Origin of the sequence: Alcanivorax sp. (assembly GCF_017794965.1) — a bacterium.
In the GTDB taxonomy this organism is placed as follows: Bacteria; Pseudomonadota; Gammaproteobacteria; order Pseudomonadales; family Alcanivoracaceae; genus Alcanivorax.
This window is the reverse complement of record NZ_CP051240.1, coordinates 1,854,966-1,878,444: the sequence shown is the minus strand read 5'-3', so window position 1 is coordinate 1,878,444 and position 23,479 is coordinate 1,854,966. Positions and strand designations below refer to the sequence as shown.

General features: G+C 58.0%; 23 protein-coding genes and 1 tRNA gene. 7 read left to right on the top strand and 17 right to left on the bottom strand.

Going from position 1 to position 23,479, the window contains the following annotated elements; all coding sequences use genetic code 11:
- Positions 1-252: 252 nt before the first annotated feature.
- On the top strand, positions 253-1,209 hold the full coding sequence (locus tag HF945_RS08385; protein WP_290525281.1) for a zinc transporter ZntB: 957 nt from the start codon (positions 253-255) through the stop codon (positions 1,207-1,209).
- 36 nt (positions 1,210-1,245) lie between these two features.
- Here the strand turns inward: HF945_RS08385 and HF945_RS08380 are convergent, their stop codons facing one another.
- The 3 genes from HF945_RS08380 to HF945_RS08370 form a co-directional block, all read right to left on the bottom strand.
- Positions 1,246-1,734: a DUF934 domain-containing protein gene (locus tag HF945_RS08380; RefSeq protein ID WP_290525280.1), complete on the bottom strand. Its 489-nt coding sequence runs from the start codon at positions 1,732-1,734 to the stop codon at positions 1,246-1,248.
- Positions 1,727-3,376: a nitrite/sulfite reductase gene (locus HF945_RS08375; RefSeq protein ID WP_290525279.1), complete on the bottom strand. Its 1,650-nt coding sequence runs from the start codon at positions 3,374-3,376 to the stop codon at positions 1,727-1,729. The genes HF945_RS08380 and HF945_RS08375 overlap by 8 nt, the downstream gene beginning before the upstream one ends.
- Positions 3,377-3,610: 234 nt before the next feature.
- Positions 3,611-3,838 (bottom strand): DUF2970 domain-containing protein, encoded by a 228-nt coding sequence (locus HF945_RS08370; RefSeq protein ID WP_290525278.1) that lies wholly within the window; start codon positions 3,836-3,838, stop codon positions 3,611-3,613.
- Between the two features lie 192 nt (positions 3,839-4,030).
- On the opposite strand from HF945_RS08370, the gene nfuA reads away from it, so the two are divergent.
- A complete protein-coding gene (gene nfuA / locus HF945_RS08365; RefSeq protein ID WP_290525277.1) occupies positions 4,031-4,624 on the top strand; it encodes a Fe-S biogenesis protein NfuA in 594 nt (197 codons plus the stop codon).
- Between the two features lie 147 nt (positions 4,625-4,771).
- Here nfuA and HF945_RS08360 read toward each other — a convergent pair whose 3' ends face one another.
- Positions 4,772-5,560, bottom strand: coding sequence for a M48 family metallopeptidase (locus tag HF945_RS08360; RefSeq protein ID WP_290525276.1), 789 nt, complete (start codon positions 5,558-5,560; stop codon positions 4,772-4,774).
- Between the two features lie 5 nt (positions 5,561-5,565).
- Entirely contained in the window at positions 5,566-7,218 is a 1,653-nt protein-coding gene (locus HF945_RS08355) for an AarF/UbiB family protein (RefSeq protein ID WP_290525401.1), read from the bottom strand.
- 112 nt (positions 7,219-7,330) lie between these two features.
- Here HF945_RS08355 and HF945_RS08350 point away from each other — a divergent pair, with 112 nt between their 5' ends.
- The gene (locus HF945_RS08350) at positions 7,331-7,654 is read left to right on the top strand and encodes an SET domain-containing protein (protein ID WP_290525275.1); all 324 of its coding nucleotides are present in this window, start codon (positions 7,331-7,333) and stop codon (positions 7,652-7,654) included.
- Between the two features lie 242 nt (positions 7,655-7,896).
- Here HF945_RS08350 and HF945_RS08345 read toward each other — a convergent pair whose 3' ends face one another.
- Genes HF945_RS08345 through HF945_RS08335 form a run of 3 tightly spaced genes read right to left on the bottom strand, consistent with a single transcriptional unit; the run spans position 7,897 to position 11,623 of the window.
- A complete protein-coding gene (locus HF945_RS08345) occupies positions 7,897-8,586 on the bottom strand; it encodes a pseudouridine synthase (protein ID WP_290525274.1) in 690 nt (229 codons plus the stop codon).
- Entirely contained in the window at positions 8,561-10,930 is a 2,370-nt protein-coding gene (gene lon / locus HF945_RS08340) for an endopeptidase La (protein ID WP_290525273.1), read from the bottom strand. Before lon ends, HF945_RS08345 begins: the two co-directional genes overlap by 26 nt.
- Before the next feature lie 51 nt (positions 10,931-10,981).
- The gene (locus HF945_RS08335; RefSeq protein ID WP_290525272.1) at positions 10,982-11,623 is read right to left on the bottom strand and encodes a methyltransferase domain-containing protein; all 642 of its coding nucleotides are present in this window, start codon (positions 11,621-11,623) and stop codon (positions 10,982-10,984) included.
- Positions 11,624-11,819: 196 nt separating this feature from the next.
- Between HF945_RS08335 and HF945_RS08330 the strand changes: the two genes are divergently transcribed.
- Positions 11,820-13,022 (top strand): AarF/UbiB family protein, encoded by a 1,203-nt coding sequence (locus tag HF945_RS08330; protein WP_290525271.1) that lies wholly within the window; start codon positions 11,820-11,822, stop codon positions 13,020-13,022.
- A 9-nt stretch (positions 13,023-13,031) separates the two neighbouring features.
- Here HF945_RS08330 and HF945_RS08325 read toward each other — a convergent pair whose 3' ends face one another.
- From HF945_RS08325 to rimO, 3 genes are all read right to left on the bottom strand, one after another.
- Positions 13,032-14,006, bottom strand: a complete 975-nt coding sequence (locus tag HF945_RS08325; protein ID WP_290525270.1) for an alpha/beta fold hydrolase — start codon at positions 14,004-14,006, stop codon at positions 13,032-13,034.
- Positions 14,007-14,076: 70 nt separating this feature from the next.
- Positions 14,077-14,928 (bottom strand): EamA family transporter, encoded by an 852-nt coding sequence (locus HF945_RS08320; protein ID WP_290525269.1) that lies wholly within the window; start codon positions 14,926-14,928, stop codon positions 14,077-14,079.
- Between the two features lie 3 nt (positions 14,929-14,931).
- Positions 14,932-16,269: a 30S ribosomal protein S12 methylthiotransferase RimO gene (rimO, locus tag HF945_RS08315; protein ID WP_290525268.1), complete on the bottom strand. Its 1,338-nt coding sequence runs from the start codon at positions 16,267-16,269 to the stop codon at positions 14,932-14,934.
- Between the two features lie 129 nt (positions 16,270-16,398).
- Between rimO and thpR the strand changes: the two genes are divergently transcribed.
- Together thpR and HF945_RS08305 are read left to right on the top strand one after the other, a co-directional pair.
- Positions 16,399-16,908: an RNA 2',3'-cyclic phosphodiesterase gene (gene thpR / locus HF945_RS08310; protein WP_290525267.1), complete on the top strand. Its 510-nt coding sequence runs from the start codon at positions 16,399-16,401 to the stop codon at positions 16,906-16,908.
- Between the two features lie 58 nt (positions 16,909-16,966).
- Positions 16,967-17,593, top strand: a complete 627-nt coding sequence (locus HF945_RS08305) for a YbhB/YbcL family Raf kinase inhibitor-like protein (protein WP_290525266.1) — start codon at positions 16,967-16,969, stop codon at positions 17,591-17,593.
- 386 nt (positions 17,594-17,979) lie between these two features.
- Here the strand turns inward: HF945_RS08305 and HF945_RS08300 are convergent.
- Positions 17,980-18,056: transfer RNA gene (locus HF945_RS08300), tRNA-Pro, on the bottom strand.
- A 149-nt stretch (positions 18,057-18,205) separates the two neighbouring features.
- Here HF945_RS08300 and HF945_RS08295 point away from each other — a divergent pair.
- Entirely contained in the window at positions 18,206-19,321 is a 1,116-nt protein-coding gene (locus HF945_RS08295) for a class I SAM-dependent methyltransferase (protein WP_290525265.1), read from the top strand.
- Between the two features lie 240 nt (positions 19,322-19,561).
- Here HF945_RS08295 and mtnC read toward each other — a convergent pair whose 3' ends face one another.
- The 5 genes from mtnC to HF945_RS08270 form a co-directional block, all read right to left on the bottom strand.
- On the bottom strand, positions 19,562-20,245 hold the full coding sequence (gene mtnC, locus HF945_RS08290; protein ID WP_290525264.1) for an acireductone synthase: 684 nt from the start codon (positions 20,243-20,245) through the stop codon (positions 19,562-19,564).
- 207 nt (positions 20,246-20,452) lie between these two features.
- Complete coding sequence (locus tag HF945_RS08285) at positions 20,453-20,995, bottom strand: cupin domain-containing protein (RefSeq protein ID WP_290525263.1); 543 nt, start codon at positions 20,993-20,995, stop codon at positions 20,453-20,455.
- A 1-nt stretch (position 20,996) separates the two neighbouring features.
- Positions 20,997-21,632: a methylthioribulose 1-phosphate dehydratase gene (locus tag HF945_RS08280; protein ID WP_290525262.1), complete on the bottom strand. Its 636-nt coding sequence runs from the start codon at positions 21,630-21,632 to the stop codon at positions 20,997-20,999.
- A 13-nt stretch (positions 21,633-21,645) separates the two neighbouring features.
- Positions 21,646-22,677 carry an S-methyl-5-thioribose-1-phosphate isomerase gene (mtnA, locus tag HF945_RS08275; protein WP_290525261.1) on the bottom strand — a complete coding sequence of 344 codons (1,032 nt, stop codon included), beginning with the start codon at positions 22,675-22,677 and terminating at the stop codon, positions 21,646-21,648.
- Positions 22,667-23,050: a PGPGW domain-containing protein gene (locus HF945_RS08270; protein WP_290525260.1), complete on the bottom strand. Its 384-nt coding sequence runs from the start codon at positions 23,048-23,050 to the stop codon at positions 22,667-22,669. The genes mtnA and HF945_RS08270 overlap by 11 nt, the downstream gene beginning before the upstream one ends.
- Positions 23,051-23,479: the final 429 nt, after the last annotated feature.

The window sequence follows — 23,479 nt, the reverse complement described above, 5'->3', positions numbered from 1 at the left end:
TCGTTTGCAAGCAAGTTCTTCGCTTCGCGCACCCTTCGGGCCGCACTCAGTGCATTACTTCGCTACGCTACGTTCCCACAGCAGAATCAAAAACTACCTTCGCCCAATGCTGGCATGCCCCTGTTTTCCCGCTCTGTTTTGCGCAATTCTGCGATGAACTTTTTATGTTCGGCTGATACATCTTTTGTCTGGATTCCGTTGGTCTAATTGAGCGACTATTCCGGGATTACAGGGTGGCCACAGGGACGGTTAATGGATAGCAAACACTGGTTGAAAATTGCCTGTTATCTTGATGGCAAGGGTGGTTTAGAGGGCTTTGGCGCGGATGAGCGGCTGGATGGGGATCGTATCCACTGGGTGCATATGGATTATACCCATCCACAGACTGCTCAGTGGATGCACAACAACCAGGTGCCGGAGCGCGTCATTGATGCGCTCACTGCGGCGGAAACCCGTCCTCGAGCCACAGAGATTGCCGGTGGCTTGCTGGTGTACCTGCGCGGTGTGAATCTGCAGCCCGGTGCCCGCCCGGAAGACATGATTGCCCTGCGCTTGTGGTTGGGGCCCCAGGGAGTCATCAGCACCCAGAAAAGAACCCTTGTCTCGGTTGAAACGGAAGAGTCCCAGCTTAAGAGCGGTGAGGGCCCGTCAACGGCACCGGCGCTGGTGGCCGCGCTGGTCGATGAACTGACCTGGCGGATGGAAGATGTGATCGAGCACCTGGAGACCGAAGTGGAATCCTGTGCCGAGCAACTGGAAGACGCGCCTACCGCCGCGCTGACGCCTCAGCTCGGGCGGTTGCGGCGGCGGGCGATTACCCTGCGCCGCTACCTGACCCCGCAACGCGAGGCGCTGGTGAAGCTGCAGTCCGACCGGTTGTTTGCCGAGCAGGATGTGATTCAGATCCGGGAGGCCACAGATCGGTTGTTGCGGCTGGTGGAAGATCTGGATGCGGCCCGTGAACATGCCACCCTGTTACAGGAAGAGGTGTTCGCCGTTCAGAATGAAGCCATCAACGACCGCATGTACCTGCTGGCCATTATCTCTGCGCTGTTTTTGCCTTTGGGGTTTCTCACCGGGCTTTTCGGCATCAACGTGGGGGGATTGCCGGGGGTAGAGAACGAGCGTGCCTTCTGGTGGTTCTGTGCCGGAATGAGTGTCATTGCGCTTGGCGTGGTGATCTGGATGCGAAAACGCCGCTGGTTATGACAGCGGCGTTTTCGGTTTGCAGAGTGAAGTAGCTGATCAGGCGCGACGATAGATCGGTCGCGGATCGGCCACATCGCCCTGATAGGTGACAGTGAAGTCGCGCAGGCCGGCCAGCGCATCTTCGATGCTGCGGTCTGAGCGCACTTCAAAGGCGTTAAAGCCACAACGCTGAAGATAGAACAACTGGTCACGCAGCACGTCACCGGTCGCGCGGATTTCGCCCTTGAAGTGGTACCGGGTACGCAGTTCGCGGGCATAGGAATAGCCGCGGCCATCCTTGAACGCCGGGAAGTGGATGGCGATCAGCGCCAGCTTGTCCAGATCATCTTCCAGATCCCGCGGTTCTTCACCCGGTGCCAGCCATACGGCCACATCTCCACGGGCAAGCAGGTCATCACGGTTTTCCTGCCAGTAGGCCAGGGGCACGATGACCTTGCCTTCCGGGAGGGCACTTTCCAGCTGTTCTGCTTCCAGACGCTGCCACTGGTTGTCCACGATGGCACCATCGATGATTACCTTAGCCATAGATGCGCTCCTTGAACGTGTCCATACCAATGCGTTCGTAGGTATCAATAAAGGGTTCGTTCTCGTGGCGTTTTTCCACGTACAGGTTGATGATCTTTTCCACCACGTCGGTGACTTCATCAGCCTCGAAGGACGGGCCCAGTTTTTCGCCTACGCGGGTAAACTTGTCGCCACGACCGCCCAGGGTGATCTGGTAGAACTCCTTGCCTTTCTTGTCCACGCCAAGAATGCCGATATGGCCAATGTGGTGGTGACCACAAGCATTCATGCAGCCTGAAATATTCAGGTCCAGCGTGCCAAGATCGTGCAGGTAGTCCAGATCAGAGAAGCGATGCTGGATCGCTTCTGCAATAGGAATGGACTTGGCATTGGCCAGGGCACACAGGTCACCGCCGGGGCAGCACACCATATCGGTGAGCAGGCCCAGGTTCGGGGTGGCAAAGCCCTGTTCATCCAGTTTTTGCCACAGGGAGAACAGATCGCTGGCTGCCACATCCGCCAGTACCATGTTCTGCTGGTGGCTGTTGCGCACCTCGCCGAAGCTGTACTCGTCGGCCAGATCGGCTACCGCATCAAGCTGCTCATGGGTGATGTCGCCCGGTACCCGTGAAGTCTTCTTCAGTGTCAGGGTAACCGCACGATAGCCCGCGTGTTTGTGAGCGTGGGTATTGGTGTGATACCAGCGGCTGAAGGCCTTGTTATCTGCCAGTCGGGCTTCCAGCTCGCTGCTGTCCACGTCACTGCGGTAATCCTGTCCAGTGAAGCACTGATGGATACGCTGAACCTCATCTTCGGTGAGGGTCATCGGACCATCCTTGAGCTCAGCAAACTCCTGCTCAACCAGTTCCCGGTACTTGTCCGCGCCCAGTGCCTTGACCAGGATCTTGATCCGGGCCTTGTATTTGTTGTCGCGGTTACCGTACTTGTTGTAAACCCGCAGGATAGCTTCCAGGTAGGAAAGCAGGTGCTGCCAGGGAACAAATTCGCCAATCACAGCACCGGTCATGGGGGTGCGGCCCAGGCCGCCTCCAGCCCATACTTCGAAACCGGTTTCACCGGCATCGTTGTGCACCACCTGAACGCCAATATCATGGACACCGATGATAGCCGGATCGGCGCCGGGTACCGCGTTCACCGCAATTTTGAATTTGCGCGGCAGGTAAGCGAACTCGGGGTTGAAGGTGGACCACTGACGAATGATCTCGCACCAGGGGCGCGGGTCTTCGATTTCCTCGGGATTGACGCCAGCGAGCTCATCCGTCGTGGTGTTGCGGATGCAGTTGCCACTGGTCTGGATGCCATGCATCTGCACCTCGGCAAGCTCGGCCAGAATGTCAGGCACATCTTCCAGTGCCGGCCAGTTGAGCTGGATATTCTGGCGGGTGCTGACGTGGCAGAAGCCCTTGTCATAGGTTCGGGTGATATGAGCCAGACGGCGCAGCTGTGTACTGGACAGCAGGCCATAGGGCACGGCAATGCGCATCATCGGCGCATAACGTTGAACATAGAGACCGTTCTGGAGGCGCAGGACGAGGAACTCGTCTTCGCTCAGTTCACCAGCCAGGTAACGACGGGTCTGGTCGCGGTACTGTGCGACCCGTTCTTCCAGCAATCGCTGATCATGCTCCTGATATACGTACATGGGACCGTATCACCGTCCTTAATGCTCGAGAATTCAAAAGGAAAGGAGTGCCTTCTTCAGGCAGTGCGGCACTCTAGCAAAGCGCCCTTATAGTTAAAAGAAATATCTTGGCATATCTCTATAACTTTCAGATGTTTGAAATGGGGTGGCTGCCAGCCCTTTCTGGTAGTGAAAAGCGGGAGGATCACGTTTATGCGCCCTGTCATTGACGATAGACAGGGATGCAGCGTGAAGTTACTTTGCCGCCGCGTCCAGCACCATATTGACCGTGATGATCATGCCGATGACCAGAGCAATAACCAGCACCACATAAACGCCCAGGTAGTTGCCGGCGTCACCCTTGGTGAAGTCCCGCTCCCGGTTCTTGCCACTCTGGACCCCGAACAGGGCGGCCAGAATGCTCTGGATGGTTTGCAGCAGGGAGGGTTTGTCCTGTTTGTCGCTGTCGCTATGTTCAGTCATTGCTGTCCTGGGGGCTGCCAGATACCAATTTGAGAATAAGCTTATTCTACTCCTCGGTACGGACAACTAACAGGGGGGAGGGTGAATCCGTGAGCGCGATCATTTGCAACTGCCGAGTACCTGACTAAAATAGTCAGGATAGTTCCGCGGGCTGAATCATGCCTGTGGCCACGAACCGGATCAGGAACCGAAATGGCAGAGCAGTTGATCGACATCACCGAACCCGCTCAGGACTACCTGCGTGATTTGCTGGGTAAACAGGACCAGGGCGGCATTGGTGTGCGCATTTTTGTTGAGCGTCCCGGCACCCCACATGCGGAGTGCTGCATGGCCTACTGTCCTGATGGCGAGCAGGAAGAGGATGATGTTCGCTATGACTACGAGGGTTTCCATGCCTGGATCGAGGGCAAAAGTGTTCGCTACCTGGAAGATGCCGTCATCGACTACAAGAAGGACAGCATGGGGGGCCAGCTCACCTTCCGCGCACCCAAATCCCGTGTACCGGATATCAGCGAGGATGCCTCTGTCGAGGAAAAGATCAATTACGTGCTGTACGCCGAGATCAATCCCAACCTGGCCAGTCACGGGGGCAGCGTTCAGCTGTTGGAACTGACCGAAGATATGGTCGCCGTACTGGAATTCGGTGGCGGTTGTCAGGGCTGCTCGGTGGTGGACGTGACCTTGCGTGACGGGGTGGAAAAGACCCTGAAAGAGCGCATTCCGGAGCTCACCGGTGTCCGCGACAAAACGGACCACTCGGTGACCGAAAACGCTTACTACAGTTAACGCATCACGCTACACGCATCATGCAACACGCAAAAACGCGGCCAATGGCCGCGTTTTTTATTTTGGCTTCAGCGCGAAGTCCCGCATTGAAGTTGCACCAAGACTGCATTCGCGTTGTTGCGTGCAGCGTGATGCGTGTTGCGTTTATTACCCGCAGCTCGGGTTACGCCCGGCAGCCTTCGCCTTGTTATACAGCGGCATCACTTCAGGCAGTTTGGACTGCAGGCCGTTGATCCGGGTCTCGTTGGACGGGTGGGTGGACATGAACTCCGGGGGTTCGCCACCGTTGGACGCCGCCATATTGATCCACAGATTGACGCTCTCGCGGGGATCAAAGCCGGCATTGGCCATGAGCTGCAGTCCTACAATATCCGCCTCGGCCTCATGTTTGCGGCTAAAGGGCAGGGTGACTCCATACTCGGCGCCAAGGCCCAGGGCGGCGAAGATGCCTTGTTTGACGGCGGTATCCTGGCCGGCAATGGTGCCCAGCAAGCCGAGACCATTCTGGGTGGCGTACTCCAGTGACATGCGCTCGTTGGAGTGTTGCGCCTGTACATGGCCAATCTCGTGACCGATCACGGTGGCCAGCTGGGACTGGTTCTTGGCCACTTTCAATAACCCGGTATTGACGCCGATTTTGCCACCGGGAAGTGCGAAGGCGTTGGCGGCGTTGTCATCAAACAGATTCACTTCCCAGCTTTGTTTGTCAGCAAGCGTGGTAGTGATGGCATCGGTGACACAACGGACATAGGCCGTCTGGCGCTGATCCTTGCTGACAGGGGTTTCCTGCTTGATCTGCGCATAGGCGGTGGCGCCCATCTCGTTCATCTGGTCTTCCGGCATGAGCAGAAACTGGTTGCGCCCCAAGGGGGAGGTGGCACAGGCTGCCAGGCTGCCCGCCAGAACGGTGATAAGGATTTTTCCACGAAAGGTCATCAATTTTACTCCCATTCCCTCAGGTATCGGCGGGAAACAAACATCAGCCAGCTGGCCCAGCCAGCACTGCCAAGAAATACCACTAGCCCCAGAACGGACACACCCCAGGGGGCCGGGGCTACCTTGCCGGCCAACAGGATACTGCCACCGATGAAGCCTGCAAGCACTAACAGCGCCTGCACCTGTCGATACTGACCCCGCTCCAGTCGAGTGACCAGTCGTTCCAGGTGGCGTGGATCAATGCCACTGTCCTGTTGTGATCCCTGGCCGGGCACTGAAGGTGGAGCATAGACCTTGTCCACCACGTCCAGGGCGCGCATGCTCAGGCTCTTGGCCAGTCTCACTGGCGAGTAGCGGGTGCGAATCATCCGCTTGAGCAGGGGCTCCGCTTCAGTCATCAGGTCGAAATCCGGGTTGAGCAGGCGCCCGAATCCTTCCAAGGTAATGATCGCCTTGATCAGTAACGCGATATCGCTGGGCAGCACCAGATTATGGTTGCGGACCATGGCAGTGACATCCGCCAGCAGGGCGGTGATATCAAGTTGTGACAGGGATACCCCGTGGTACTGGTTGATCACGTCTTCTACATCAGACACCAGTTGTTCGAATTTGATCGGTTGCCCGTCCGACCAGTTGGCCAGTACACCGGCACATTGCTCCGCCTCGCGCATGACCACAGATCGGGTCAACTGGAGAATTTGTTCACGCCGGCTGTGGCTGAGCTTGCCGACCATGCCGAAATCCAGCATGGCGATGCGGTTGCCGCTGAGAATGATGAAATTGCCGGGGTGGGGGTCGGCATGGAAGAAACCGTCTTCCAGCACCATTTTCCAGGCGGCCAGCGCACCGCGCCGTGCCACCAGCTGTCGATCCATGCCGGCCTGTTCAATTCGTTCCACGGCACGTGCGGGTATCCCTTGGACCAGATCCTGTACCTGCACCGTGGGTGAAGACAGGTCCCAGTGAACACGGGGAATGGTCAGCCATTTCAGCGAGCGCATATTCTTGCGAATCCGGTCTGCATTGCGCGCTTCAATGGTGAAATCCAGTTCCCGGAGCAGGGAGCGGCGGAATTCACGCACCAGCTCCACTGGACGATATCGTCGCAATTCCACGGAGTTGTCCGAGGCAATCTTGGCCAGCTGGTCCAGTAACCGCAGGTCCGACTCGATTTTTTCACGAATGTTGGGTTTCTGGATTTTCAGGACCACCTTCTGGCCACGGCGAGTCAGGGCACTGTGCACCTGGCCGATGGACGCGACCCCAATGGGCTCCGGATCAATGCGAGCAAAGAGCGTGTCGATGGGTTTTCCCAGCGATGCTTCCACCAGCGGGCTGAGTTCTTCAAACGGAATCGGTGAGGCCTGGTCCTGCAGTTTCTCAAATTCATTGATCCAGTCCATGGGAAACAGGTCCACCCGGGTTGCCAGTACCTGGCCCAGCTTGACGTAGGTCGGCCCCATTTCTTCCATGGCGTGACGCAGGCGCTCTGCAGTGCCCATACGCAGCATGTCACCTTTCACCGGGCTGCGTACCAGCTTGCCGGCCTGCTCGATGGGAGTGGCAAGTCCGAGCCGGCGAATGACATCAGCAAAACCATAACGGAACAGGATGGCTGCCAGTTCATTCATGCGCAGCAGGTCTTTACCGGTATGCATCAGATTCACAAAACGTATCCTTGTCGATCTGTCATAAAAAAGTGATTCCCTGAAGACTGTGACATTCTCTGGCAAAATGCCAGAGCGTTAATCAACAGGAAAGCTGACCCCCATGGCCAAACCGTATCTGCGAGATGATCTTCTGGAAGTGCGTGAAAGCAAATTGCATGGACGCGGCCTGTTCGCCGCCAAACCTATTGCCAAAGGCACTGAGCTGGGCCTGTGCAAGGCACGACGCACCAAGGGGGATGGCCCTCACGTGCTGTGGATCGATGACGAGGGCAAGGAAAAGTACAAGGTCCAATGCGACCTGAAATTCATCAATCATGGCAAGAAGCCCAATGTGGCGTATTACGAAGACCTGACTGTGGTGGCCCTGAAGAAGATCAAGGCCGGGGAGGAGTTGTTGCATGATTATGGGGATGAGTGGGAGTGAAGAGCAGTTAATAGTTAACAGTGAATAGTTAATAGCTAAAACCCAAAAAACAAAGCCCAACACCTTGGCATTCCGGCTGTGGGAGCTCCGCTTGACGGGCGAACCTGGCGGTCGGGTTTATCTCGCCTCCCATTCGCTCAGCAAGCTGAGTCTCCTACAAAACAAGAGAACCTCCGGGAGGTGGATGGGGGGGGCATGCGCCGCAGGAACTGTAGGAGCGGTCGTTCGACCGCGAATCGGCTTTAGAACGGGCAGGGGGAAGCGAACTCGCTCCAAAGGCCGGTGATGGGGTGGTTAAAGCCGAGCCATTCGGCGTGCAGGAGCAGGCGGGGGCTGAGGGCTTCCACCTCCGGCGGGGAATACATGTCGCAGCCGATAATGGGGTGGCCCAGTTCTCGGCAATGAATACGCAGCTGATGACTGCGCCCGGTAACCGGACTGAGAGCGACACGGGTGCGGTTCCGTTTCTCATCGCGTGCCAGCACCTCATAGTGGGTCAGGGCGTTCTTGCCGGTCTCATGACATACCTTCTGCAATGGCCGGTTTGGCCAGTCGGCAATCAAGGGTAAATCGATGCTGCCCCGGTCCTGTTCCACCAGGCCATGCAGCACCGCCTGATAGCGTTTTTTCACTGTGCGCAGTTGAAACAGCCGGCTCAACTTGCTCTGGCCCTGGTGGCTGAGGGCGAACACCATGATCCCCGAGGTATCCAGATCCAGTCTGTGCACCAGCCGGATATCGTCGAACTGCTGTTGCAACCGGGTAATGGCGCAGTCCTTGTTTTCCGGTGCCCTTCCGGGGACGCTGAGCAGAAAAGCCGGCTTGTTGACCAACAGGATATCCGCATCCCTATGGATGACGCCCACCCGCTCATGGCAGGTGGGGACAACGTAATAGGGGGCTGCATCAGCCCCAGAGGAGGGAGAAGACATCGCTGTACTGCTTGGCAAAGTGGATGGTGAGCCCTTCTTTGAGGTAGTCCGGCAGCTCATCAAAATCTCGCCGGCAGGCATCGGGAAGGATGACCTCACGGATGCCAACGCGACGGGCGGCAATCACTTTTTCGCGAATGCCGCCGACCGCCAGCACCTGCCCGGTGAGTGTCAGCTCGCCGGTCATGGCCACTTTTCGCGGCAGACGCTTCTTCATCAGCAATGACAGCAGGGCCGTGGCCATGGTGATGCCCGCACTGGGGCCGTCCTTGGGGGTGGCTCCCTCCGGTACATGCAGATGGATAAAGGCATTATCCAGCATGTCCTCCTCGAGGCCGTATTCCTTCAGGTGGCTGGCCACATAGCTGTAGGCAATTTCCGCGGACTCTTTCATGACATCGCCAAGCTGTCCGGTCAGCTTGAAGCCGCGCTGACGGCTGTGCACCAGGCTGGCTTCCACAGGCAGGGTGGCGCCGCCCATGCTGGTCCAGGCGAGACCGGTGACCACGCCGATGCCACGCTGGGTCTTCTCGGTCTGAAAGTAGGGTTGACCAAGAAAATCGGTCAGATTCTTGCCATTGATACTGAGGCGTTTCTCGCCATCCAGCAGCCGCACGGCGGCCTTTCGGATGATTTTGTTGAGCTGCTTTTCCAGATTGCGCACCCCGGCTTCGCGGGCATACCCTTCGGTCACCTGGCGCAAGGCACTGTCAGTGATCTTCAGCTGTGAAGGTTTCACGCCGGCGCGATCAAGCGCTCTGGGCCAGAGATGCTGCCGCGCGATGGCTACTTTTTCTTCAGTGATATAACCGGACAGACGAATCACTTCCATGCGGTCCAGCAACGGCCCGGGGATGTTGTCCAGGGTGTTGGCGGTACACACGAAGAGGGCATGACTCAGGTCCATGCGCTCATCCAGATAGTGATCAAGGAAATCCTGATTCTGTTCGGGATCCAGCACTTCCAGCAGCGCGGATGCCGGGTCGCCCTGAAAGGATTGCCCCAGTTTGTCGATCTCGTCGAGCATGATCACCGGGTTAGCGGTGCCGGCTTCCTTCAGCGATTGCACCAGCTTCCCAGGCATGGCGCCGATATAGGTGCGGCGGTGGCCCTTGATCTCTGCTTCATCGCGCATACCGCCGAGGCTGAACCGGTAGAAGCGGCGGCCCAGGGCCTCGGCAATGGATTTGCCAATACTGGTCTTGCCCACACCGGGTGGGCCCACCAGCAGAACAATGGAGCCCTTGATTTCACCGCGCAGTGCGCCGACAGCGAGAAATTCCACAATTCGGTCTTTCACGTCGTCCAGGCCGCTGTGGTGCTTTTCCAGTACCGCCTTGGCCTGTTTCAGATCCAGGTTGTCTTCGCTGTATTGTCCCCAGGGCACGCTGGTGAGCCAGTCCAGGTAATTGCGCGTCACGCCGTATTCTGGGGAACCCGTCTCCAGCACGGTCAGCTTGTGCAGCTCATCCTCGAAGCGTTTACGCACCGGTTCCGGCGGTGACAGGGCGCTCATGCGCTCACGGAACTCATCGGCTTCTGCGGTTTTGTCATCCTTGCTCAGCCCCAGTTCCCGCTGAATGATCTTGAGCTGCTCGCGCAGGAAGAATTCACGCTGATGCTTGCTGACCTTCTCATTCACCTCTTCGGTGATCTCACTTTGCAGGCGGGCGACCTCCAGTTCCTTTTTCACCAGCGTGAGGACTTTCTCCATGCGTGGGCGCAATGGAACGGTTTCCAGGATCGCTTGCAGCTCATCACCGCTGGCACTGGTCAATGCGGCCGCAAAGTCGGTGAGCGGGGAGGGCTCTGTGGGGGAGAAATTCTGTAAATAGTGACGCAGCCCCTCGTTATAGAGCGGGTTCAGCGGCAGCAATTCCTTGATGGTGTTGATGATCGCCATGCCATAGGCACGGATGGTCTCATCAGATTCCCTGTCAGGCTCCGGATAGCTGACCTCTCCCATGAAGGGGCGTTTGCGGTTAAGCCACCCTTCTACCTTGAAGCGTGCGGCGCCCTGTGCCACCAGCTGGAAGTGGTCGTTCTCCTCGTTGAGCGCATGAACCTTGACCAGACAGCCGTATTCAGGGAATGCCTCCGCCTCGATGGTATCCGGGTCCGCGTCACCGATGTATAGCAATCCCAGGGATTGGTGCGGTGTCTGGCTGACCCGTTCCAGGGTCTGGGTCCAGGTATCCTTATCGAGCATGACCGGCTGTACCAGGCCGGGCATGAAGGGGCGGTATCGCACCGGGATAACATAGATTCGCTGGGGCTTAAGCTGGTCTGGCAGGGCCAGGCTGCCCTGCGGGATCTGATCTGTTTTCTGTGTATCGTCTGTCATGATGTCGCATCCGAACTCGATGGAAACAACATGGTGGCTAAGACGCAGATTTCAATTGTTGATAATGAGTAGATCCGCACACAGGTTCTTGGGGGTTTTGGTGCGGCGCTCCACCACTCTGGCGTCCAGCCCCGCTTGTTCACAACGCTCAGCGAGTGCGTAAAAAGGACTGCGGCCTGGGTCGGCAATGATGACTTGCTTTACGCCGGCGCGCAGGCCCCGACGGATCAGGTTGTACAGCACGGGGGTCAATTCATCCCAGAAGCAGATGTCCGCCCCGGCCATGATGTCCACTGGCGTGAGCATTTTTTGGGTGAGCTTTTCGAAACGAAGTACCTTCTGTTCGATCGCTACCTTGTTAATCTGGGCGTGCAGGTCCAGATAAGGGAAGACATCCGGGTCCGCGTCCACCGCGGTCACATGACAACCAAAACGCCTGGCAGCAAAGATAGACAGGGGGCCCCAGCCGCACCCGATATCCAGCAGGTGCTGGTCGGCGGTCATTTTCTGCCGAGTCAGGTGATCCATGATCAGGAAGCTGGAATTCCACACCTTGTTGCCATGAATCGAGGGGGTATGGTTAGACCGTTTCAGTCGGCGGATTTCCTTGTGACCTGAGCGCAGCAGGGTAATGCCACGGGTGCGAATGGTATGTGGCTCTCCAGCCCTTATAACTACCCCTGATGAAGACATAATCGCTCACTGCGCTAAAAGCATGAAACAGTACGGTCAAGGCCGGTGCGATTCAAGTCCTGAAAGCGAATGCCTGGGTGTGCATAATGTTCATCACGATATCTGGGGTGGTTGATCGAGAATGATAAAAGAAAGTGTCCTTGGTCTTTCCGGGATTGCTGCGGGGAGGACGCGCTATCTCCGGGCCATGGCTGCCATGAGTCAATTGGCCGCTTTCTATGCAACGGGGAGTCTGAGAGACAACCGCAACGCACACCGGCGTGGCGCGAAGGTCGTCACCGAACTCTGTCGACACAACGGTGGGTTCTGGGTCAAGGCGGCGCAGTTTTTCAGCTGCCGCCCGGATGTGTTACCCCGTGAGTATATCGAAGCCTTTCAGAGTCTGCAGAATGATGCCCGGCCTGTTCCTTTCTCTGCGGTGGCCCGGGTGTTTGCCCGTGCCTGGGGCAAGGATTGGCGTGAGCGGTTTGTCTGGGTGCAGGAAACCCCGGTGGCGGTGGCGTCCATTGCCCAGGTGCACCGCGCCCGCCTGACGTCCGGTGAAGAAGTGGCTATCAAGGTGCGTCTGCCCAAAGTAAAACGTTTGTTCGAGCAGGATGCACGCGTGTTTCGTGCCCTGGCGGCGTTGGCTGCACCGCGGTTTCGGGAATTCGACTTGCGTCAGGCATTCGAACAACTACTGACCATGACGGCCATCGAGCTGGATTTCCGTAATGAATCCGCCAATATGCAGCGGTTTGCCCGGCAGCAGCATCACCCCCGCATCCGAATTCCCGAGCTCTTTGCCGGGCTCAGTGGCGAGCGGATTCTGGTGACCAGTTGGGAGGGGGAGACGCGGCTGCGGGATTATCTGGACGTGAACCGCGACAAGGCGGCGGACTTGCTGGGTGTGCTGCTCACCAGTTACCTCCAGCAGGTGACCCGTTTCGGTGTCTATCAGGCGGACCCCCATCCCGGTAATTTTCTGGTCAACGAGGCCGGCCAAGTGGTGATACTGGATTTTGGTGCCATCGGAATCTTGACACCTGATGAGGTGCGCCGTTATTCGCGTCTGTTGTACGGTCTGATGGGGTTTGAGGGGCCTGTGGATATCGGTGAGCTGTTCGTTCAGGCCGGGTTCCAGGGCGGCTCACCGGAGACGCTCAAAACACTGGCATTGTACGTGTTGACTGATCAGGTGCGGCAACAGGGACCGGTGGCCGCCATGGGGGAACTGATGGAGCGGTTTCGGGAAGAGCGAATTGCCATTCCCGATTCCTACATCGGTATTTCGCGGGTCCTGATTACCCTGGGTGGGTTTCTGATGAACTATGACGTGCCCTTTGACTGGACTCCGCCGGAACAGCGCATACCGTCCGCGACGCCGGTCCCGGAGGAGGGGGAAGACGTCACGGACTGACCCGTTTCTTCAGGGGCTCTCCTGGTCGTTGGGAGGCCCGGTTTCCTGCCAGAAAGTGCGGAACAGGTCTGCGGTCTTCTCCGGCGCTTCAGCCATGGGAACATGACCAATGTCGTCGAGGATCGCAGAGCGGGCGTTGGGTAGCTCTTCAAGAAACACCGCCACATTGTCGATGCCGAGAAGGCGGTCCTTCTGCCCCCATACGATCAGGGCGGGGGTTGTCACACTGGCCAGTTTGCCGGTGCCTTCCAGATTCATTCCGGGGTCGCTTCCGAGTTGCTCAAATATGGTTTGCGCCACCGCCGCATTACTGGCCTTTTCCTGACCCATGATGTCCACAAAGAACTCCGGCATATAAGGCGGATCTTCCATGGCCCATTCCAGTGTGGTGGTGAAATCATCTGGCGTACGGGGGATCAGGGGGTTGGTGTCAGTGTCCCCCATCAGGGCACGAAATTCGGGGGTCTGACGGGTAAGGCCGGCAGAGTCAATCAGCCCCATGGACATCACACGGTCTGGCGCCTGGCGTGCCATCGAGAGGGTGATGGCACCGCCCATGGAATTGCCGGCCACGTGGAATTTGTCGACGCCCAGTGCATCCATCAGTCCAAGGAGTCTGCGTGATTGCGCGGCCATACGGTAATTGAGGGTGATATCACGGGTGCTTTGGCCATGTCCGGGCAGGTCCGGCACCACAAAATAGAAGTCGTCCCTGAGGGCGCCCACAAAACGCAACCAATTCCCGGAATCCCCCCCAAACCCATGCACCAGCAACACCACAGGCCGGTTTATATTCCCCTCGGAAGTGAGCAGATGCCACTGAATGCCGTCGCTGGTTTCTTGCTGGTTTTCCACCAGGCCGGCCCGGGATTTTTCCAGATCCAGGCCCATCTCATATACCCGGCGGGCAGCATCGTCGCAGCCGGTCAGGAGGGTCGCCAACAGCATGAAACAGGCAAGAGAAAGCGGAAATGGTTTACGCATAGGTGTACTCGATCCATAAGTAATTGCAGGTTCCCTGGGGGATGATCCCGGCCCGTACCCGCTGATAACGTTACCGTGTTTTTGCCTTCAGGTTCCATACCCCGGCGGCCACGATGAGCAGGGTACCCATTACCGTGGTCAGCACCAGTGTCTCGCCCCAGAACAGCCAGCCCAGCAAGGCGGCCCACACCACGGCGGAGTAGTTGTAGACCCCGACCTGTCCGGGGCTGGCCATCTGGTAGGCATTGGTCAGCGCAAACTGGCCGCCGGTGGCCACCAGCCCGATACCCATCAGCCAGAGATAGTCGCTACCGGTGGGCAGGGTGGTGATCCACAGAAGGGGAATGGCCGAGAACAGGGTGGCAAACAGGGCAAAGTAGAACACCACCCGTTGCGCAGGCTCGGAGACAGCCATGCGCCGTATGCTGACCTTGGCGACACTCATGATGGCCGCCCCTGCCAGCGCTACCCACATGACCGGGTCAATATTGCCGCTGTCTGCCTGCATGATGATGGCAACACCAACGAATCCCACCAGGATGGCGATCCAGGTGCGGGTGCGAATGGTTTCCTTGAGCCATAGCCAGCCCACTACCGGCAGAAAAAACGGCACCGTCATCTTGACCAGCACTGCTTCCGCCAACGGAATGTGTCCAATGGTGTAAAAGAAGCAGAACATGGCGGATACGCCGGTAAGGGCGCGGATAAGATGCAAGTGCAGGTAGCGAGTCTTCAACTGACCAAAGCCGCCACGATGCATGATGATGGGTAGCAGAAACATGAGCCCGAACAGATTACGGGCGAACACGATCACCTCGGTATCGAGGTGATCGGAGAGCATCTTGATCATGGCGGCCATGACCGCCAGCAGGCCTTCACCCAGTACCAGTAGCAGGGCGCCTTTGAGGGGTTGGTCGTTCACGCGTCAGGCGTTGCCGGGCACCGGAGTACCCCACAGGTCGTGTTCATCCGCATGCTCAATGCTGACTTGCAGGCGCTGGCCGGGTTTCAGGTCGGTTTCCCCGTTCAGGTAGACCAGACCGTCAATTTCAGGGGCGTCCGCCTTTGAACGGGCGATGGCGCCTTCCTCGTCCACTTCATCTACCAGCACTTCCAGCGTCTTGCCGATCTTCTTCTGCAGCTTGTCGGCACTGATGCGGGCCTGCACGTTCATGAAGCGCTCGCGCCGCTCCTCGGCAATATCCGCATCCACAGGATCGGGCAGGGCGTTGGCAGGAGCGCCTTCCACCGGTGAATAGGTGAAACAGCCAACCCGGTCCAGCTGGGCTTCTTCCAGCCAGTCCAGCAGCATTTCAAAGTCGTCATCGGTTTCACCGGGGAAACCGGTGATAAAAGTGCTACGCAGCGTGATGTCCGGACAAATTTCACGCCAGCGACGGATACGCTCCAGGGTATTCTCGGCATGGGCCGGGCGCTTCATGTTTTTGAGCACCGACGGGCTGGCATGCTGAAAAGGAATATCCAGATAAGGAAGAATGTGGCCTTCGGCCATCATCGGAATGATGTCGTCTACGTGAGGGTACGGGTAGACATAATGCAGGCGCACCCAGGCGCCCAGCTGTCCCAGAGCCTGGCACATCTCCAACATGCGGGTCTTCACCGGCATGCCTTGCCAGAAACCGGTCTGGTATTTGCGATCCACACCATAGGCGCTGGTGTCCTGACTGATCACCAGCAGTTCCTGTACCCCGGCTTTCACCAACCGGTCAGCTTCATCCAGCACGTCGCCGATGGGACGCGAATCCAGCTTGCCACGCATGGAAGGGATGATGCAGAAGCTGCACTTGTGATTGCAGCCTTCGGAAATCTTCAGATAGGCATAGTGGCGCGGCGTCAGTTTGATGCCCTGTGGAGGAACCAGATCCAGAAAGGGGTCATGATTCTGGCTGGGCGGGATCACCTGGTGAACCGCGTTGACCACCTGTTCGTACTGTTGGGGCCCGCTCACCGACAACACCGAAGGGTGAACATTGCGGATGGTGTCTTCTTCCACACCCATACAGCCAGTGACGATCACCTTGCCGTTTTCGTTCAGGGCTTCACCGATGGCATCCAGGGATTCCGCCTTGGCATCGTCAATGAAACCACAGGTATTCACCACCACCACGTCTGCGTCATTGTAGCTGGGGCTGACCTGATAGCCTTCGGTGCGCAGCTGGGTGAGAATGCGTTCAGAGTCCACCAGAGCCTTGGGGCAGCCCAGGCTGATGAAACCGACTTTGCCGGACTTGTTGTCGGACATAATGCACCTCAAGGTTGGCTGGCGAATTCGCTGGCGGCAGGGTAGTAGGTCGTGGGGGCGCAATTCTACCGGTGTCAGCGTCATGAAGCCATGCCTGCTGGCTGGCTGAGTCACGGACGGGAGAAGACCATGCGCTGTTTTATCGGTATACCGGTTTGCGACACCCTGGCTGATGAGTGTGTGAGGCTTGCGGAGCCACACCCTGGGGCGGTGCCCAAGGAAAATTTGCACATGACCCTGGCGTTTCTTGGCGACTGCCAGCAGACCCAGGTCGATGACTTGATGTTCGCTCTGCCGCGCATTGCTGAGACGTTCACTGCTTTTTCGGTGGCGCTGACCCGCTGCGAGCCCTTTCCCCGTGACCGGGGACCTTATTTCGCCTTGAGCGGCGCGCTGACCGAACCGTTGCAGAGCCTGCACGGCCGTGTGGCCAAGCTGTTGATGGACCAGGAAATGATGCTGGAATCCCGTCCGTTTCGTCCCCATATCACCCTGGCAAAGCCGGGAGGCCCGGTTACCAGAGTCTCCGGGGCGTGGACACTGCCAGTGAATACGCTGCAGCTCTATCAAAGCCAGCGGGGTGCTGATGGCAGACCGGTTTATCATTCTCTTGGTCAATTCCCGTTTTCTTGTCCTTGAAAATGTCATCCTGAGCCTGTGTCATGAGTACATTCATTCCCTCAACAGGAGTCCAACCATGCAGTTAGTCAGCAATAGCCTGACCGATCAGCAGCCCGTCGGCGCGAAGTATGTATTTGCGGTGATCGATCCTGAGAATCACGTCGCACTGTCCGATAATCTGAGTCCGCACCTGGCCTGGACCGGCGCGCCGGAGGGCACCCGCTCCTTTGCCATCGTGGTGCATGACCCGGATGTACCCAGCGCAGGTGATGATGTGAACCAGGAAGACCGTGAAGTACCTGAGTCACTTCCGCGTGTGGATTTTTATCATTGGACCCTGTTCGATATTCCCGCTGATCAGAGCAGCGTGGAGGAAGGAGCGTTCTGCAATGGCATCACGCCAAAGGGCAAGTCAGGCCCGGAGGCTGGCAACGGCCTGCGGCACGGCAAGAATGATTATACTGGCTGGTTCGCGGGTGATGCGGATATGGAAGGGGATTACTTCGGTTACGACGGCCCGTGCCCACCCTGGAATGACAGCATCATTCACCGCTATGTCTTCACCGTGTATGCGCTGGATGTGGATACCCTGCCCACTGCAGACGATTTCAGTGGCGCCGCACTGGCAGAAATCATCAAGGCCCACGCGCTGGATTCTGCCAGCATCACCGGCACCTACACCCTCAACCCGAGGCTGGCATAGAGTACGGCCTCGTTGTTTGATGTGGGAGCTTGCTTGCAAGCGAATTTGCCTTGAGCGCGATCTTTCGCGTGAGGGCAGGTTCCCGAAGTTCAGCGTCCCCCAGGGGGGCATAGAAAAGGTTCATCGCGAATTAGCGGGAATCGACTGCTGAGGAGGCTGCCGGCAGGAGAGTCGCTGTTGTGATCGTCAAGTCAGGCTGTGCTGTAGCCCGGCGTTGTTAAAGGCAGATTTACCACAGAGAGCACTGCGGAAAGAGGGTTTTCTCTGTGCCCTCTGTGGTGAAAACGGCTTTGGTTTCGACTTTTAGCGTCAGGCATCTAGCGTCAGGTACCTTGCAGCCGCGAAGCGGCATAAAAAAAGGCCGCTCATTGAGCGGCCTTTTTAATTGGTCGGAATAGCAGGATTCGAACCTGCGACCCCTACGTCCCGAACGTAGTGCTCTACCAGGCTGAGCTATATTCCGGAAGTTGTGCTGGCGCATTCTAGCAGCGAATTTCGAAATTGCCATACCTAAATGCCGCCATGATGGCCGTTTGCGCATAATATGGCCAACGGCTGCATCTGCAGGCAGAATGCGGCCCCTCTCACGCCGGACTGCTGGAGCCAGCCGCCATGCATGCATTGATACATCCCTGGGGAACCCTGACCCTGTATCGCTGGCCTCGCCAGCGAAATGAGGCCCTGCAGGCCTGGGATAATGCAGACCGCTACCTGCTGAATACCCTGTCAGAGCGGGCCAGTGTAGGGGGGGAGACCCTGGTGGTGAACGATAACCATGGCGCGTTGGCATTGGCTGCATCCGCTGCTGGTGGGGTGGTGGCAAGTGGCGATTCCTGGCTGGCCATGGACAATATCCAGCGTAATGCCAAGGCCAATCAAATACCGTCAGTACCCTATTGCTGGCCCGGTGAGGACCTGCCCGGCGCTGCGGATCAGGTATTGATGCGCGTACCCAAGTCATTGGCCCTGTTGGAAGCTCAGCTCAGCTGGCTCAGCATGCAGCTGGCGGAGGGCGTACCGGTATGGCTCAGTGGCATGGACAAGCATCTGCCTCGGCAACTGGTGCCGTTGCTTGAAACGTATCTGGGCAATGGCCAGGCAGAGTATGGCTGGAAAAAAGCCCGCTTGTTCAGTGCCGTCGCACCGGGCAAGGTGCTGGCGGAAGCGCCGTATCCCAGCCATGTGGAGGGCCCAATGGGGCCTCTGGTGGTCCACGCCGGGGTGTTTTCCCAGCAGCAGCTGGATATCGGGGCGCGCTTTTTCCTGGATCACCTGCCGGAAGGCTTGGCAAACGACGCCCGCGTCGCAGATCTGGGGTGCGGGAACGGTGTGATCGGCCTGGCCGTTCTCCAGCAGCAGCCTGGCGCCTCTGTCACCTTCTGTGATGAATCCTGGCAGGCGCTGAAAAGTGCCCGGGAGAATGTGGCAGGTTACTTTGCCGAGGCCAGTGTCGCCTTCCATCATGGCGATGGTCTGCAAGGCCTTGAAGGCCGCTTTGACTGCATCCTGCTTAACCCGCCATTCCATGAGGGGCATGCGGTGGGTGACCACGTTGCCCGCCGTCTTTTCCGTCAGGCGAGCCAGCATCTGGCAAAGGGTGGGGAACTGAGGGTGATTGGCAATCAGCATCTGGGCTATCACAAGCTGCTCCGCCGCCTGTTTGCCAATGTGCAGGTCGTGGGGAGTAACCGGAAGTTTGTGGTGCTTTCCTGCCGCGAGCCGAAATGATTTGAGCTACGAGCTACGAGCTACGGTCGATTGGAATAAGAAAGGTCTAAAAGTTTCCGGGGCTGGGCGGTTTGTTTAGCTGCCCGATTCGCCCAGGCAAGCTGGGCTCCTACAAAGGAACCGGCGTTTCTACGAAGCCGCTGTAGGAGCGCATCTTGAGGCTCGGATCGCGAGCAGGCTCGCTCCTACAGCTGGCTGGGTCGCACCTTTGGAGGTTCTTCTGCAATCTGTATTTAAGGATCACAGGTTGGTGAGATCAATCTCGTTGAAGCTGGTGACGACCTTGTGCTTGCTCTCTCCCTGGCTGCCTTCCCGGTCCAGGCGGATGGTCTTGAAGCCTGCTTGCCGTGCGGCATCCAGCTCGGCTTCTATATCCGACAGGAACAGCAGCTGCTCTGCAGGCAGTCCGATGGCAGTCTGAATGTTGCGATAGCTCTGTGTCTCCTGCTTGTGCCCGGAGGTGGTGTCAAAGTACCCGCTGAACAGGTGGGTCAGATCGCCTGCATCGCTGTAGCCGAAGAACAGTTTCTGGGCGGCAATGGAGCCTGAGGAGTAGACGTAAAGAGCCAGCCCCTGTTGTTTCCACTGATTCAGGGCGCTGGCCGTGTCCGGGTAGAGGTGGGCGGTGTAGTCGCCGTTCTGGTAGCCCTGTTTCCATATCATCCCTTGCAGGGCCTTCAGGGGCGTGGCCTTGCGGTCTTCTGCAATCCACTGCTGGAAGACCGCATTGGCGGCATCTGCTGTCGGTAGTGGTTGTCCGTATTCCGCTTCCGCGGCGGCAATCTGGGCGGACACACTGTCATCGTCCCAATTCGCTTGCAGAAAGGCGGGGAACGCCTTGGCGGCATAGGGGAACAGCACTTCTTTCACAAAGGAAATGCTGCTGGTGGTGCCTTCGATATCGGTGACGATGGCCTTGATCATGGTGCTATCCGTGATTGCGGTTAGGTGGGTTGTGAGGCTCTTGAATGCAAGAAGCGAGGTGCGAGTTTCGAGTAGCGAAAACCCTGAACCACTTTTCCTTCAGGTTTTGGCGGGTTTTGATCTTCGTAACTCGTAACTCGTAACTCGTAACTCGTAACTCGCTCTTGCTTATCCATCGCCTGCTGGCAGGCTCCTGCGGCGACTGGGTTAGTCCAGGCGCGAGAATCGGCTGGCGATATCACTGCCGGTAAAGTTGGCCACCCAGCCTTCGGTATTGTTGAACAGGCGAATGGCCACAAAGCGGGGCTGTGAGCCCATGTCGAACCAGTGCGGAGTATTGGCCGGCACGCTGATCAGGTCGCCCTTGGTGCACAGCACTTCATAGACCTTGTCATCAATATGCAGGGTGAACAGGCCTTGTCCTTCCACAAAGAAGCGCACTTCATCTTCACTGTGACGGTGCTCATCCAGGAACTTTTGACGGAAAGCCGCTTTTTCCGGGTGGTCAGGCACCATGCTCACCACGTCCACGGTCTGGTAGCCCTCCGTTTCCATAAGACGATCAATATCGGGCTGATAGGCGGCGATGACCTCTTCCTGGGAGGGATGCTCGGAAAGTGGAGCGGAGGCCTCCCACTGCTCATAGCGAACACCGGCACCAGCCAGCACCCTGGCCATGGCGGATTTGTCCGTCAATTGCTGCACGGGGCTATCGGGGGCGCCTTCTGCGAAGACTTTCAATTCACTCATCTTAGACTCCACTCAGTCGCCGGCGGTCCAGCTCGATGGCGAGCAGGACTTCCAGCGCTTCAAGTTGTCGGTAGCAGGTTGGCAGATCTTCCGCCCAGGTGTACAGGCCATGTCCACGGATCAAATAGGCGTGGCTGGCATCACCCTGTGCCATGGCCGCATCCACTTGTTCGGCCAGTGCAGCGATATCCTGGGTGTTGTCGAACACCGGGATCACCAGTCGGCTTTCATGGGTGGTGTAGCCATCCAGCGCCTTGAGAAGCTCATAACCTTCCAGTGAAAGGCTATTGGCCGGCCAGTGCAGGGTCAGCACGGTACTGGCATGACTATGGGTGTGCAGCACGGCGCCCACATCAGGGTAGCGACGATACAGCTGGGTATGCAGCAGGGTTTCGGCGGAGGGTTTACCGCTGCTGGCCGGCAGGCCCTGCATGTCCACGGCCATGATGTCGGTTTCGCGCAGCAGGCCCTTGTCCTTGCCGGACTGGGTGACCGCGGCGTACTGGTCGTTCAGTCGTACCGAATAGTTGCTGCTGGTGGCCGGGGACCAGCCATTGCCATATATGCGCTGGCCAATGGCTGCCAGGGCACGGCTGGCCTCGCGAAAGTCGGCGGTGGAATAGGGGCGTTCTGTCATGGATGTCTCCGCATCACGGCTTGTGCAGGTGAGCCAGTACTTTGTCAGTGTTTGGCCTGTCGATCACGCCTCTCTCTGTGACGATAGCCGTGATTAGCCCGGCAGGGGTGACGTCAAAAGCCGGGTTATATACGGCGACCTGGCTGGGAGCAACGGGTTTGCCCTGTACGTGGCGCACTTCGTCCGCGTGGCGCTCCTCGATAATGATGTGGGAGCCGTCTGCCAGGGCCGGATCCAGGGTGGAAACCGGGGCGGCGACGATAAAGGGAATGCGGTGATATTGTGCCAGCACGGCCAGATTGTAGGTGCCGATCTTGTTGGCGGTATCGCCATTTGCAGTAATGCGGTCAGCGCCGACAACCACAGCCTGAATCTTGCCCTGTGCCATCAATTGCCCGGCTGTGCTGTCGGCCACCAGGGTCACGGGGATGCCATCGTTGGCCAGCTCCCAACTGGTCAGACGACTGCCTTGCAGCCAGGGTCGGGTCTCGCCGGCATATACACCTTTCAGACGCTGTTGTTCCCACGCGGTCCGGATGATGCCCAACGCCGTGCCGTGGCCTCCAGTGGCCAGTGCACCGGTATTGCAGTGGGTATAAACCGTAGCGTTATCAGGGAGCAGGGCGGCGCCAAAGGCTCCCAGTGCATGGTTGGCAGCAATGTCTTCCTGATGAATTGCTTCGGCATCCTGGGTGAGGGCATCGACTAATGCGCTGCCACGCAGGGCGTCACCTGTGGCCTGCAACCGCTTCAGTGCCCAGAACAGGTTCACTGCGGTAGGGCGACTGGCAGCCAAGGTGTCGATAGCGTCAGCCAGATTTTCCATGCTGGCATCTTCTGCCTGTCGGCCTGCTTCCAGAGCCAGGCCATAGGCCGCGGTGATGCCGATGGCTGGCGCACCCCGGACCACCATGTCCCGGATTGCTGCGGCGGCCTCGTCACTATTACGGATTGGCAACCATACGGTTTCCGTGGGCAGCACCCGTTGATCCAGCAATTCGAGAAAATCTCCGTGCCAGCGAATAGCGGCGCTGTTAATCACCATGGTTGGGGTCCTCGGCGCGATGTTCAGAGAAGCCATTATCCGGATGTTCCAGCGGCGGCCTTTGGTATTTGCGGCGAATCCAGTTGGCGGCGCGGTAGACGCCCGGGCGGCGCATGATAGCGCGTTCCAGGCGGTATTTCCCCGGAAATGTGCTGGTCATGATGGCTATCAGGATAGTCAGCAAGCCCTGTCCGGGCAGCACCAGCATGATGATGCCGGCCACCAGCAGAACCAGCGCTATCAGGTTGCGAAAGCACCACAATACCCACCCGAGTGGATGACGGTGGGTAAGGGGTTGATACGACGCCGTGAAGTAGTCGCTGGGCATACGGGCGATCAACACCGGGATGGCAATCATTGAGGCCACCGCCATGATGACCCCGAAAGCCGTCAGGGCAGGTAGCCACGGTTCGAGTTGGTCAGCAAGAGGAGATAGCCAATCCGTTAATGAAGGGGTCAATGCAGGCTCCAGGATGAAGAGATCAGGGCTGACGGCTACAATGGTACCCTGACCCGGTATTTTCAATTCTAGGGAGCCTCTGAATAACTCCTTGCATGCTCAGTCTTTCAGGCTGGTTTTCAATCTAGGCGCGCTTTTGAAGGCATGCTGGTTGCCTGTCGAAAAAGCGCAACAACGAGTGTGGGCCAGCCTGGAAGACCCAAAGGGCGCGGCCTGGAGTGCCCATCTGCTGCGCCTTGCCTCTCGGAAAGGGAACCACCCTGACCATCGAGACAAGACACAACAGCTGCACACTCCAGGCCACGCTGAGCACGCAAGGAGTTATTCAGAGGCTCCCAGGTT

Coding starts and splice junctions, on each gene's coding strand:
- HF945_RS08385 (WP_290525281.1), top strand. CDS start 253: ATGGATAGCAAACACTGGTTGAAAATTGCCTGTTATCTTGATGGCAAG.
- HF945_RS08380 (WP_290525280.1), bottom strand. CDS start 1,734: ATGGCTAAGGTAATCATCGATGGTGCCATCGTGGACAACCAGTGGCAG.
- HF945_RS08375 (WP_290525279.1), bottom strand. CDS start 3,376: ATGTACGTATATCAGGAGCATGATCAGCGATTGCTGGAAGAACGGGTC.
- HF945_RS08370 (WP_290525278.1), bottom strand. CDS start 3,838: ATGACTGAACATAGCGACAGCGACAAACAGGACAAACCCTCCCTGCTG.
- nfuA (WP_290525277.1), top strand. CDS start 4,031: ATGGCAGAGCAGTTGATCGACATCACCGAACCCGCTCAGGACTACCTG.
- HF945_RS08360 (WP_290525276.1), bottom strand. CDS start 5,560: ATGACCTTTCGTGGAAAAATCCTTATCACCGTTCTGGCGGGCAGCCTG.
- HF945_RS08355 (WP_290525401.1), bottom strand. CDS start 7,218: ATGCATACCGGTAAAGACCTGCTGCGCATGAATGAACTGGCAGCCATC.
- HF945_RS08350 (WP_290525275.1), top strand. CDS start 7,331: ATGGCCAAACCGTATCTGCGAGATGATCTTCTGGAAGTGCGTGAAAGC.
- HF945_RS08345 (WP_290525274.1), bottom strand. CDS start 8,586: ATGTCTTCTCCCTCCTCTGGGGCTGATGCAGCCCCCTATTACGTTGTC.
- lon (WP_290525273.1), bottom strand. CDS start 10,930: ATGACAGACGATACACAGAAAACAGATCAGATCCCGCAGGGCAGCCTG.
- HF945_RS08335 (WP_290525272.1), bottom strand. CDS start 11,623: ATGTCTTCATCAGGGGTAGTTATAAGGGCTGGAGAGCCACATACCATT.
- HF945_RS08330 (WP_290525271.1), top strand. CDS start 11,820: ATGAGTCAATTGGCCGCTTTCTATGCAACGGGGAGTCTGAGAGACAAC.
- HF945_RS08325 (WP_290525270.1), bottom strand. CDS start 14,006: ATGCGTAAACCATTTCCGCTTTCTCTTGCCTGTTTCATGCTGTTGGCG.
- rimO (WP_290525268.1), bottom strand. CDS start 16,269: ATGTCCGACAACAAGTCCGGCAAAGTCGGTTTCATCAGCCTGGGCTGC.
- thpR (WP_290525267.1), top strand. CDS start 16,399: ATGCGCTGTTTTATCGGTATACCGGTTTGCGACACCCTGGCTGATGAG.
- HF945_RS08305 (WP_290525266.1), top strand. CDS start 16,967: ATGCAGTTAGTCAGCAATAGCCTGACCGATCAGCAGCCCGTCGGCGCG.
- HF945_RS08295 (WP_290525265.1), top strand. CDS start 18,206: ATGCATGCATTGATACATCCCTGGGGAACCCTGACCCTGTATCGCTGG.
- mtnC (WP_290525264.1), bottom strand. CDS start 20,245: ATGATCAAGGCCATCGTCACCGATATCGAAGGCACCACCAGCAGCATT.
- HF945_RS08285 (WP_290525263.1), bottom strand. CDS start 20,995: ATGAGTGAATTGAAAGTCTTCGCAGAAGGCGCCCCCGATAGCCCCGTG.
- HF945_RS08280 (WP_290525262.1), bottom strand. CDS start 21,632: ATGACAGAACGCCCCTATTCCACCGCCGACTTTCGCGAGGCCAGCCGT.
- mtnA (WP_290525261.1), bottom strand. CDS start 22,677: ATGGTGATTAACAGCGCCGCTATTCGCTGGCACGGAGATTTTCTCGAA.
- HF945_RS08270 (WP_290525260.1), bottom strand. CDS start 23,050: ATGGCGGTGGCCTCAATGATTGCCATCCCGGTGTTGATCGCCCGTATG.